General features: G+C 65.6%; 7 protein-coding genes. 2 read left to right on the top strand and 5 right to left on the bottom strand.

The annotated features are described in order from the left end of the window. Positions 1-18: 18 nt before the first annotated feature. The 3 genes from KDB67_RS03295 to gltB form a co-directional block, all read right to left on the bottom strand. Complete coding sequence (locus KDB67_RS03295; protein WP_291012329.1) at positions 19-1506, bottom strand: NAD(P)/FAD-dependent oxidoreductase; 1488 nt, start codon at positions 1504-1506, stop codon at positions 19-21. A gap of 254 nt (positions 1507-1760) precedes the next feature. Beyond that, positions 1761-3212, bottom strand: a complete 1452-nt coding sequence (locus KDB67_RS03290) for a glutamate synthase subunit beta (protein ID WP_291012327.1) — start codon at positions 3210-3212, stop codon at positions 1761-1763. Next, positions 3205-7854, bottom strand: coding sequence for a glutamate synthase large subunit (gltB, locus tag KDB67_RS03285; protein ID WP_291012325.1), 4650 nt, complete (start codon positions 7852-7854; stop codon positions 3205-3207). Before gltB ends, KDB67_RS03290 begins: the two co-directional genes overlap by 8 nt. 510 nt (positions 7855-8364) lie before the next feature. On the opposite strand from gltB, the gene KDB67_RS03280 reads away from it, so the two are divergent. Further along, on the top strand, positions 8365-9423 hold the full coding sequence (locus KDB67_RS03280) for an alpha/beta hydrolase (protein WP_291012323.1): 1059 nt from the start codon (positions 8365-8367) through the stop codon (positions 9421-9423). Between the two features lie 56 nt (positions 9424-9479). Beyond that, positions 9480-10091 (top strand): DUF937 domain-containing protein, encoded by a 612-nt coding sequence (locus tag KDB67_RS03275; RefSeq protein ID WP_291012320.1) that lies wholly within the window; start codon positions 9480-9482, stop codon positions 10089-10091. Between the two features lie 93 nt (positions 10092-10184). Here KDB67_RS03275 and KDB67_RS03270 read toward each other — a convergent pair whose 3' ends face one another. Together KDB67_RS03270 and adh are read right to left on the bottom strand one after the other, a co-directional pair. Further along, positions 10185-10622, bottom strand: coding sequence for a DUF779 domain-containing protein (locus tag KDB67_RS03270; RefSeq protein ID WP_291012318.1), 438 nt, complete (start codon positions 10620-10622; stop codon positions 10185-10187). Between the two features lie 172 nt (positions 10623-10794). Continuing rightward, the gene (adh, locus tag KDB67_RS03265; protein WP_291012316.1) at positions 10795-12318 is read right to left on the bottom strand and encodes an aldehyde dehydrogenase; all 1524 of its coding nucleotides are present in this window, start codon (positions 12316-12318) and stop codon (positions 10795-10797) included. Positions 12319-12548: the final 230 nt, after the last annotated feature.

The raw sequence follows: 12548 nt of genomic DNA, 5'->3' as shown, positions 1-12548 counted from the left end.
CACCGACGCATTCCGGTTTCAGGAACTCCGTCGAACCGCCGACCCGATCGCTTTCGCGGCTTCCTTGCCGGTAACCGCACCACCTTCCATGTACCCCTGATAGTCGAAGCTCGTGTGCTCACCCGCGAAGAACATGCGGCCCGTCGGCACCGCGGCACCGGAAAATGCCGTGTACTGCCCCGTGGTGAAGCACGAATAGCTGCCCTTGCTCCATTTGTATTCAGGCCACGCGAATCGGGCCACCTTTCCGTTCCGGTACCTGTTCGCACCCGGAAACACCTGATTGACCGAACGCATGGCAAGGTCACGCTGGTGCTGGGCCGACCCCCTGGCCATCTCGATGCCGCGTTGCCCGCCCGTGTAGATAGTCAGGCTTGCCTGCCGACCCGGTTGCAGCCGGGAACTGTCCCAGCCCGACTGGATCGGCAGGTCCGTGAAGAACAAACCGTTGTCACCCCTGTCACGCCAATAGCGGCGATCGAATCCGAGAACCAGTTTGCTGTTGGTGCCGTATACACACTGATCGATGTAGTTGCGCAGCACCGTCGGCAGGGAGACTGAGATGTCTACTTCGCGTAGCGTCGAGAACGGGAGCGTCAGAAGCAGATAGTCGGTCCGGACATCTTTGTACGCACCACTCGGCTGCCGGAACGTCAACTTGTAGCCGGCACCGTCGGGCCCGATCGCCACCAACTTGTGCCCGAGTCTGACCGGATCCCTGAGGTGACGTGCGATCGCCGAGGTGATCTGATCCGCCCCACCGACGACCGTGTACCGCTGGTCGCTATCTCCGAACTCGTTGAAGCCGTTCTTGGTCTCGGTACCGATCAAGAAGACAAGATTCAGTGCGGACTGGACGCTGGTTTCGGCACCGTATTCGGTGAGATAGGCGACGTTGAGCAATTCCCTGATGAAGCCGGTGGCACCGATATTCACGAGATACCGGGACAGCGGAGTATGGTCGATATCGAACGCGCGTTGATTGTATTTAGTGTGGCTATCGAACTCGACACTGTTCTGATCATTAGCCAGGGTGGCGGCTATCGGCCGGAACGCTTTGACAACCTCATGCTCGGTCCACCGCCGACCACGGAAATAGAAGGACTTCGTCAGACGGCGTTCGCTCGGCGCTTCTGCGTCGAGCAGGCCGAGGCCGAATCGGCGTGCCAGTCGGAGCATCTCCTCGTGCCCGGAGTCGATCATCTCGGCACCGAGCTCGGTGGTCAGCTGCGGTCCCATGATCCCGCGTCGCGTCCAGATCCGGCCACCGACCCTGTTCGAGCCTTCGTATACGGTGGCCCGCAATCCGGCCCGATTGAGATACCAGGCGGCGTTCAGCCCGGCGATGCCGGCACCCACGACGGCGATCCGTGGCTGACCCGCAGCAGCTGCCCGCACCGGGAGTGCGCCTACCGCGAGAGCACCCAGCCCTGCGGCACCCGCCTTGAGGACCGTCCGGCGACTTATGCCCTTTTCCTCAAGGTTCTGCAGATGGGCCTCATTCATGAGGCGTGATACATCCCGGAAAATGGGTGTGTGACCAGGCATGGAGTCCAAGGCTAGGGACAATCATGACCCTGGTCAATAGCCGGATATCCATGACGGGTGATCCGACTTCGGCCGGCGACCAAATTCAACACATTTGGTCGGATTCGTCTGATTTGCCCGGAATATCGGAAGGTTCGGCGGATTCAGACGACGGTGTCCGCAACAACTCTCACGCGAAAGTCGTTGCGGACACCGTCATTGAAGCAGGGGCCTCAGCGCTGGGCGACCTGCGTGGGAACGATCGGTGCGGGCAGCACCGTGTGACCCTCGAGGAACTTGTCAACGGCGGCCGCGGCGGCGCGACCCTCGGCGATGGCCCAGACGATCAGCGACTGGCCGCGTCCGGCGTCGCCGGCGACGAACACGCCCGGGACGGTCGAGGCGAAGTTACTGTCGCGCTTGATGACTCCGCGTTCGCCCCAGGCAACGCCGAGCTTGTCGAGCAGGTCCTCGCGTTCGGGGCCGACGAAACCCATCGCCAGCAGAACCAGGTCGGCTTCGAGGGTGAAGTCGGAGCCTTCGACCTTCTCGAACCTTCCCGCCACCATCTTGACCTCGTGGGCCTTGAGAGCGGTGACCTTGCCGTTCTCGCCGGTGAATTCCTCGGTGTTGACCGAGAAGACGCGGTCGCCGCCCTCCTCGTGCGCCGACGACACCCGGTACATGAGCGGGTAGGTGGGCCACGGGGTGGAGCCGGCGCGTTCCATCGGCGGGCGCGGCATGATCTCGAACTGGTGCACGCTCTCGGCGCCCTGTCGCAGCGACGTGCCGAGGCAGTCGGCGCCGGTGTCGCCGCCGCCGATGATGACAACCTTCTTGCCGGTCGCGACGATCTGACCGGGGACGGTGTCACCGTGCTGCACGCGGTTGGCCTGCGGCAGGAACTCCATCGCCTGATGGATGCCGTCGAGTTCGCGGCCCGGGATCGGAAGGTCGCGGCCGATGGTCGAACCCACGGCCAGCACGACGGCGTCGAAGTCCTCACGCAGCTCGTCGACGGTGACGTCGACTCCGACGTTGACGTTGGTGCGGAAGACGGTGCCCTCGATCTGCATCTGCTCCAGACGCCGGTCGATGAAGCGCTTCTCCATCTTGAACTCGGGGATGCCGTAGCGCAGCAGGCCGCCGATGCGGTCGGCCCGCTCGAACACGGTGACCCCGTGCCCGGCGCGGGTCAGCTGCTGTGCGGCGGCCAGACCCGCAGGGCCCGAACCGATCACGGCCACGTTCTTGCCGGTCTTGACCGTCGGCATGACCGGGGCGACCCAGCCCTCGTCGAAGGCGTTCTCGACGAGTTCGACCTCGACCTGCTTGATGGTGACGGCGGGCTGGTTGATGCCGAGCACGCACGAGGCCTCGCACGGTGCCGGGCACAGCCGGCCGGTGAACTCGGGAAAGTTGTTGGTGGCGTGCAGGCGTTCGATGCCTTCGCGCCAACGATCCTTGTACACCAGGTCATTCCACTCGGGAATCAGGTTCCCCAACGGGCAGCCGTTGTGGCAGAACGGGATTCCGCAGTCCATGCAGCGGCTCGCCTGCGTCTTGAGGTGCCCCTTGTCGAATTCGGTGTACACCTCCTTCCAGTCGAGCAGCCGCAGGTCGACCGGACGACGGTCCGGCAGTTCGCGGTCGGTGTGGTTGAGAAAACCTCTGGGATCAGCCACGAGCCGCCTCCATGATCGCTTCGTTCATGTCCCGGCCGCTGGTTTGGGCGGCCTCGATTGCCAGGAGCACCCGCTTGAAGTCGCGGGGCATCACCTTGACGAAATCCTGCTGGGCGTTCTCCCAGTCGTCCAGAATCGCCTTTGCGACGGGTGAATCGGTCTCCTCGAAGTGCTCGCGCACGAGGTCGGAGACGAACCGCAGGTCCTCCACGTCGAGCGCCTCGACGTCGACGAGTTCGGCGTTCAGGTTGCCCGGGCGTCCCTCGCCTCCCTCGAGCTTGCGCTCGGGGTCGTACAGGTAGGCGATGCCGCCGGACATACCGGCCGCGAAGTTGCGGCCCGTGGCACCGAGCACGATCACCCGGCCACCGGTCATGTATTCACAGCCGTGGTCGCCGATGCCCTCGACGACCGTGGTGGCACCCGAGTTGCGGACACAGAACCGTTCGCCGACCACACCGCGCAGGAAGATCTTGCCGCCGGTGGCACCGAAACCGATCACGTTGCCCGCGATGATGTTGTCCTCGGCGACAAAGCCCTCGGGGGCGTTGCGGGCCGGGCGGACCACGATGTGCCCACCGGAGAGGCCCTTGCCGACGAAGTCGTTGGCGTCGCCTTCGAGGCGCAGCGTCACACCGTTGGGCACGAACGCACCGAAGCTGTTGCCGGCCGAGCCGGTCAGCCCGATCTTGATCGTGTCGTCCGGAAGTCCTTGTGCCCCATACACCTTTGTGACCTCGTGGCCGAGCATGGTGCCGACGGTGCGGTTCACGTTGGTGATGGTGGTGTTGTACTCCACCGGTTTACCGGTGTCGATTGCCGCGCGGCACGCCGCGATCAGCTGCTGATCGAGCGCCCTCTCCAGTCCGTGATCCTGCTTTCCGGAGCAGTAGAAGTCTTGGTTCATGAACGGCGACTCCGGCTGTTCCAGGATCGCCGACAGGTCCAGCTTGCCGGCCTTGGCAGAACGCCAGTGCGCCAGCGCCTTCCGCGTGTCGAGGGCCTCGGCGTGACCGACGGCCTCCTGTAGCGTCCGGAATCCGAGGCGGGCCAGCAGTTCCCGGACCTCCTCGGCGATGAACAGGAAGAAGTTCTCCACGAACTCCGGCTTGCCGGCGAAACGCTCACGCAGCAGCGGATTCTGGGTGGCCACACCCACCGGGCAGGTGTCCAGGTGGCACACCCGCATCATGATGCAGCCCGACACCACCAGCGGCGCGGTGGCGAAACCGAACTCCTCGCCGCCGAGCAGCGCGGCGATCACCACGTCGCGACCGGTCTTGAGCTGGCCGTCGACCTGCACGACGATGCGGTCGCGAAGTCCGTTGAGCAGCAACGTCTGCTGCGTCTCTGCCAGGCCGATCTCCCATGGCGCACCCGCGTGCTTGAGGGAGGTGAGCGGGGAGGCGCCGGTGCCGCCGTCGTGCCCGGAGATGAGCACCACATCGGCGTGCGCCTTGGACACGCCCGCGGCGACGGTGCCCACACCGAGCTCGGAGACGAGCTTGACGTGAACGCGCGCTTGAGGATTGGCGTTCTTCAGGTCGTGGATCAGCTGCGCCAGATCCTCGATCGAGTAGATGTCGTGGTGCGGCGGCGGCGAGATCAGACCCACGCCCGGCGTCGAACCACGCACCTCCGCCACCCACGGGTACACCTTGTGCGGCGGAAGCTGGCCGCCCTCACCTGGTTTGGCGCCCTGAGCCATCTTGATCTGGATGTCGGTGCAGTTGGACAGGTAGTGCGAGGTGACACCGAACCGGCCCGAGGCGACCTGCTTGATCGCCGAGCGCCGCCAGTCGCCGTTCTCGTCGTGGTGGAAGCGGCGCGGATCCTCGCCGCCCTCACCGGAATTGGACCGGCCACCGAGACGGTTCATCGCGATCGCAAGGGTCTCATGGGCTTCGGCGGAGATGGAGCCGAAACTCATTGCGCCGGTCGAGAATCGCTTCACGATCTCGCTGGCCGGCTCCACTTTGTCGATCGGGATCGGGTCGCGGTCACCGAAGTTGAAGTCGAACAGGCCGCGCAACGTGCCCAGCTGCTGCGTCTGGTCGTCGACCATCTTGGTGTACTCCTTGAACACCGAGTACTGGCCGGTGCGGGTGGAGTGCTGCAGCTTGAACACGGTGTCCGGGTTGAACAGGTGGTATTCACCCTCACGGCGCCACTGGTATTCGCCGCCGACCGGGAGTTCGCGGTGTGCGAGCTCGGTGGGCCGGTCGGTGAACGCGAGTGCGTGCCGGGCGGCGACGTCGTCGGCGATCTCGTCGAGGCCGATGCCGTCGAGCTGGCTGTTCAGGCCGGTGAAGAACTCGTCGACCGTCGCCTGGCCGATGCCGATCACCTGGAACAGCTGGGCGCCGGTGTACGAGGCGAGCGTGGAGATGCCCATCTTGCTCATCACCTTGAGCACGCCCTTGGACGCGGACTTGATGTAGTTGGCGCGCGCCGTCGGGAAGTCGACGCCGGTGATCGCACCGCGTTCGATCATGTCCTCGATCGACTCGAACGCCATGTACGGGTTGACCGCTGCGGCGCCGAAACCGACCAGGGCCGCCACATGGTGCACCTCGCGGCAGTCGCCGGATTCGACGATCAGGCCCACACGGGTGCGCTGACGTTCGCGCACCAGGTGGTGGTGGACGGCGGCGGTCAGCAGCAGCGACGGGATCGGTGCCAGCGTCTCGTCGGATTCGCGGTCGGACAGCACGATGATCGAGATACCGTCCTCGATGGCCTGGCTGACCTGGGCGCGGACGTCATCGAGCGCCCTGCGCAGGCCGTCGCCGCCCTCGGCGACCGGGTACAGGCCGTAAATCTGCCGGCTACGCAGGTGCGGTAGGTCGTTGTCCTCCTCGATGCGCACCAGCTTGGCAAGGGCATCGTTGTCGAGGACGGGCATCGACAGCACGATCCGCCGGCACGACCCGGGTCCCGGGTTGAGCAGGTCGGCCTCGGCGCCGATGGTGGCGCCGACGCTGGTGACGATCTCCTCGCGGATCGCGTCCAGCGGCGGGTTGGTGACCTGCGCGAACAGCTGCTGGAAGTAGTCGAACAGCATCCGCGGGCGCGACGAGAGCACCGCGATCGGGGTGTCGGTCCCCATCGAACCGATCGCTTCGAGGCCGGTACGGGCCATCGGCGCGACCAGCAGGTTCAGCTCTTCGTTGGTGTAGCCGAACACCAGCTGCCGCAAGTTCACGCGGTGGTGCGGCATGTGCTCGTGCGGGCGGCTCTTGAGGTCGTCGAGCGTCAGCAGACCCTCGTCGAGCCACTGCTGGTACGGGTGTTCGGCTGCCAGCTCGTCCTTGATCTCCTCGTCGTCGACGATGCGGCCGGCCTTGGTGTCCACCAGGAACATGCGGCCCGGCTGCAGTCGCAGTTTCTGCACCACGTCGGCGTGGTCGACGTCGAGCACGCCCACCTCCGAGGCCATCACGACCAGACCGTCCTTGGTGACCCAGATGCGGCTCGGGCGCAGACCGTTGCGGTCCAGAACCGCGCCGACGACGTCGCCGTCGGTGAAGCACACCGACGCCGGGCCGTCCCACGGCTCCATCAGCGACGAGTGGAAGCGGTAGAACGCCTTGTGCTCGGGCTTCATGGTCTCGTGGCGCTCCCACGCCTCCGGGATCATCATCAGCACCGCGTGCGGCAGGCTGCGCCCGCCCAGGTGCAGCAGCTCCAGGACCTCGTCGAAGCGGGCGGTGTCCGAGGCACCCGGGGTGCACGCGGGGAAGATCTTCTCGGCCATACTCGACCCGCTCGCTGCGCTCCCGGCGTCGGCGGCATCCTTACCGAACGCCGAGGTGTCGATGAGCGCCTCACGGGCCCGCATCCAGTTCTCGTTGCCGGTAACGGTGTTGATCTCGCCGTTGTGGGCGACGCGCCGGAACGGGTGTGCCAGCGGCCACGACGGGAAGGTGTTGGTGGAGAACCGCGAATGCACCAGACCCAGGGCCGATTCGAGGCGATCATCCTGCAGGTCGAGGTAGAACTCGCGCAGCTGCGGGGTGGTCAGCATGCCCTTGTATACGAAGGTCTTGCCCGACAGGCTCGGGAAGTACACGGTCTCGCGGCCGGGGCCGTCCTGACCCGCGCCCTTCTCACCGAGTTCGTACTGCACACGCTTGCGCACGACGAACGCGCGGCGCTCGAGCTCCATGTCGTCGGCGGCGTCGCCCGACAGCGAGATGAACAGCTGCCGGAAGGTGGGCATGGCATCGCGGGCCAGCGCGCCGATCGATGAGTCGTTGACCGGCACCTCGCGCCAGCCGAGCAGCCGCAGCCCCTCGGATTCGACGATCTTCTCCACACCCTCGCAGGCCAGCCGCGCATCCTCGGCACCCTGCGGCAGAAACGCGATGCCGGTGGCGTACGCGCCTTCGGCGGGCAGCTCGAAGTCGACGCTCTCGCGCAGGAAACGATCGGGGACCTGCAGCATGATGCCCGCACCGTCGCCGGTATTGGGTTCGGCTCCCGCCGCGCCACGATGTTCGAGATTGACCAGCGCCATGATCGCCTTGTCGACGAGGTCGCGGCTGCGCCGACCGTACATGTCGACGACGAACGCGACACCACAGGAGTCGTGTTCGTTGGCAGGGTCATACAGGCCCACGGGGCCCGGAGCGTGCTTCATAATCGGCCTCACTTCGTACGCGGCGTCGCCTGCGCACCCGAGTTCACGGTTTCGTCTGCGGTCACAGATCACCTGGATTCACAGTTCGACTGGGGACTTCCGGAGTCACTCCAAGAGGCGGCCCCGACCAGGGCGCGGTTGTGCCGCGTGCGGTGGGGGACCGATCTCGCCGACTGTTGCGTCACCCAGGGCTGCCAGGGCTGTCCGACGCGCGGTTGGAGCAGGTGTCCGGTTCGTCAGCGCCGTTGCTGACCCGGCCAGCGCCGTTGCTGGCCCACTATCTTGCCCGCCGACAACCAACGAGGGCTGTGTGATGCCGACGACTCAAGAAGCATCGTCGGCTATTTTCTCACGCTGTGTGCCAGGTTCGGAAATCCGGCTACCACAATCGGGTGATCATCGCGAGATTTGAACCGTTAACGCCATGTCACAAGCAGTTCTCAACGATCTTGCGAGATCGTGTCCGGAACCGCCATTGCCGACCGGTCCGATCGCCTACCGTCGACACCTGTGAGCTCAGCATCCGCGCCCCGTGTAGCAGGAACAGACCCCGCACCGGCCAACCCGGCCCGAACCCGCCCGATCGGTAAGCGCTCCCCGCGGCACCACGTCGAGCGGCTGGTGTCGACGACGTCGGCCCCCGTCATGAAGACCACCGCCATGCTGCCGACGACCGTGGTCGCCGGGATGATCCGGGCGAGCCGGCCCGGAATCAACCGCCTGCTCACATCGGTGACCAGGGTTCCGGCGGGCACCCGGGCCATCCAGGTCCACCAGACCATCCGCACCCTCGACTATCCGTCGAGGTCCGAGCAGGTGCGTGGCGAATGGGTGATCGGCGGACGCTCCGGCGTCGGACACGTACGCACCGATCAGCCGATCATCTACTACCTGCACGGCAGCGGGTACGTCATCTGCTCCACCCGCACACATCGCGGCCTGACCGCACGTCTGAGCAACCGCACCGGGCGGGCGGTGTTCAGCCTCGACTACCGCCTCGGACCCCGCTACCGCTGGCCCGCGGCCGGTGACGACACCATCCGCGGCTACCTGTGGCTGCTCGAACAGGGCTTCGCCCCGGAACAGATCGTCGTCGCCGGCGACTCGGCGGGCGGTCACCTGGCCCTGGATCTGCTCGGCCACAACCAGCGCACCCGCACCCCGCAGCCGGCCGGGGTCGCGCTGCTCTCACCCCTGTACGACCCGACGTTCGGTATCGCCCACGCCTACCAGCGCACCGGGAGTTCGCGTGACCCGTTCATCGAGGCCACCAGCGGCCGCACGTTCCTGCGCCTGTACACCGGCGACGCCGACGCCGACCATCCGCGGATGAAGGTGGTGCTGGCCCCCGGCGATCAGCTACCGCCGGTCCTCATCCAGCACGGCGCGATCGAGGTGATGACCGCCGACGCCCGCGCCGCCCACGAGATGCTGTCCGCGGCCGGCTCCGACGCCCGGATCACCAGTTGGGACGGCCAGGGCCATGTGTTCCAGATGTTCGGCAGCCGTGCGGCCCGCGAGGCGCTCGACGAACTCACCGCCTTCATCGGCCCGCGCGCCCGAACCTGATCGCAGGTGACACGGGTTACAGTTCTGACAGTTCAGGAGATGGAAGGCTCACCCACATGTCAGATCTCGACGACCTGCTCACCCGCATCCCCATCAGCGACATCGCCAAGAAGCTCGGCGTCGATGACGCGACCGCCCGATCCGCCGTCGAACAGGCCGTGCCCGCGCTGCTGACCGGCCTGAAGCACCAGACGACCGACGAGAACTCGGCCCAGGGCCTGGCGAATGCACTGGCGCAACATCCGGCCGACCTCGCCGAAGGCGTCATCAAACTCGCCGACGTCGACACCGCCGACGGCGGCAAGATCGTCAACAAGATCTTCGGCTCGGAAACCGACAACGTCGCGCAGGCGCTCTCCGGCGCGAACTCGGCTGCGGCCGTCGACCAGGGTCTGGTCAAGAAGCTGCTCCCGATGCTCGCCCCGATCGTGCTCAGCTACCTGACGTCCAAGGTTCTCGGCGGCGGGGGCAAGACCTCCGGCTCCGCCAAATCATCGGGCGGCGACCTCGGCAGTATCCTCGGTTCGGTGCTCGGGGGCAACGCGGGCGGCGGCCTGGGGAGCATCCTCGGCTCGGTGCTCGGCGGTGCGGCCTCGAAAGGCGGCGGATCCTCCAAGGGCGGCGGCCTCGGTGATCTGCTCGGCGGAATCCTCGGCGGGCACAAGTAATCCCACGCCGCCCTCTTCTGCCGACCCCTCGCACGTCAACCGGCGAAGGGGTCGGCTTTCAGAATTTCAGGGTAAGGGTGCGCAGGTGGCGAATCAGCCGCTGAAATCGGCCCCGACCTTCGGCGGCGACTGCGCCAGCTGATCGTTCTCCTGCTCGCTGAAAGCCCTTGAGCGGGAAAGGAACCGGACGCCCTCGGGGGCTTCGAGACTGAACCCGGCGCCGCGTCCTTTGACGACGTCGAGAATCAGCTGGGTGTGCTTCCACAATTCGAACTGGTCACCATTGATCCAGACCCGTACCGCCGGAATGGGTTCGGGCAATCCGATCTCGCCCACCAGAACGTCGCGCTGGCCGATCCGGTATTCGCCGACCGGATAGCACATCGGGGCCGAGCCATCGCAGCATCCGCCGGATTGGTGGATCATGAGGCCGCCGTGCAGCTCCGATAATTTGGTCAGGAGCTGCACGGCGGAGTCTGTGGCGGTGACCCGATCAGGAACGTCCTGTTGCGAAACATTCTGTTCTGACACGGGGTGTCACCTTTCTATTGAGTTGATGAGTCAGGTTCGCGTCCGAGCCGGAACTCCGTTACGTGTCAACCACAGTGGCTGTCACCGCAGCGGAGCACCGACTCGAACAATCCTTCCCGGAGACATTCCTTCCCGGAAATTCAGACGGAGTCCCGGATCAGAAGAAACCTGATCAGAAGAAGCCCTTCGCACTCTGAGCGTAACCGACCAGCAGGTTCTTCGTCTGCTGATAGTGCTCGAGCATCATCAGGTGGGTTTCGCGACCGATGCCCGACTGCTTGTAGCCACCGAAGGCGGCGTGGGCCGGATAGTCGTGGTAGGTGTTGGTCCACACCCGACCGGCCTGGATCTCGCGGCCGGCACGGTAGGCGGTGGCACCGTCGCGGGTCCACACTCCGGCACCGAGGCCGTACAGGGTGTCGTTGGCGATGGTCATCGCGTCCTCGTAGCTGTCGAACGTGGTGACGGCCAGGACCGGTCCGAAGATCTCCTCCTGGAAGATGCGCATCTTGTTGTCGCCGGCGAACACGGTCGGCTGAATGTAGTAGCCGCCGGACAGGTCGCCGCCGAGGTCGGCGGGCTCGCCGCCGGTGAGCACCTTGGCGCCCTCCTCCTTGCCGATGTTCAGGTACGAGGTGATCTTCTCGAACTGGTCGTTGGAGGCCTGCGCACCCATCATGGTGTCGGTGTCGAGCGGGTTGCCCTGCTTGATCGCCTTGACGCGCTCGACTGCCCTGCCGATGAAGTCGTCGTAGATGTCGCCCTGGATGAGCGCACGGCTCGGGCAGGTGCAGACTTCGCCCTGGTTGAGTGCGAACATCGTGAAGCCCTCGAGGGCGCGGTCGAGGAAGCCGTCGTCCTTGGCGGTGACATCGCTGAAGAAGATGTTGGGGCTCTTGCCACCGAGTTCGAGGGTGACCGGGATCAGGTTCTCCGAGGCGTACTGCATGATCAGGCGGCCGGTGGTGGTCTCACCGGTGAACGCGATCTTGCGGATCCGGTTGCTGGAGGCGAGCGGCTTGCCGGCCTCCACGCCGAAGCCGTTGACGACGTTGATCACACCGTCGGGCAGGAGGTCGCCGATGAGGCTCATCACGTACAGGATCGACGCCGGAGTCTGCTCGGCCGGCTTGAGCACCACCGCGTTGCCGGCGGCGAGTGCGGGGGCGAGCTTCCACACGGCCATGAGGATCGGGAAGTTCCACGGGATGATCTGACCGACCACGCCGAGCGGCTCGTGGAAGTGGTAGGCGACGGTGTCCTCGTCGACCTCCGAGATCGAACCCTCCTGTGCGCGAAGTGCTCCCGCGAAGTAGCGGAAGTGATCGACGGCCAGCGGGATGTCGGCGGCGAGCGTCTCACGCACAGCCTTGCCGTTGTCCCAGGTCTCGGCGACGGCGATCTTCTCGAGGTTCTCCTCGATGCGGTCGGCAATGCGCAGCAGGATCAGTGAACGCTCGGCGACCGAGGTCTTGCCCCAGGCGGGGGCGGCGGCATGGGCGGCATCGAGAGCGAGGTCGATGTCCTCGGCGGTCGACCGGGCGACCTCACAGAACACCTGGCCGTCGACGGGCGACGGATTTTCGAAGTACTGGCCCTTGACCGGCGGTACCCACTTGCCGCCGATCCAGTTCTCGTAGCGGCCCTCAAAGCTCATCACCGAGCCCTCGGTGCCCGGCTTTGCGTAAACAGTCATCGCGTCTCCTCAACGTCGTGGTGCGGATGGATGTGATCTGTTACACAGCTTAGACCCATCGTGGTTGCAGTCACGATGCACAAAAGTTGCCAACGTTCCCTGTCGCACATCAGCGAGCCCTCCAAGACCACCGACGCAACCAGCCATCCCGCCACGTGAACAGCGCCGACGCGACCAACCATCTTGATTCCTGAGGCCGAAGCGACGTAGGAGCGAGGGTCTCGAAGGGT

The organism is Gordonia sp. (in: high G+C Gram-positive bacteria) (assembly GCF_020438995.1).
Classification (GTDB): Bacteria; Actinomycetota; Actinomycetes; order Mycobacteriales; family Mycobacteriaceae; genus Gordonia.
The sequence above is the reverse complement of the archived record's forward strand: the minus strand, read 5'-3'. Positions and strand labels throughout refer to the sequence as shown.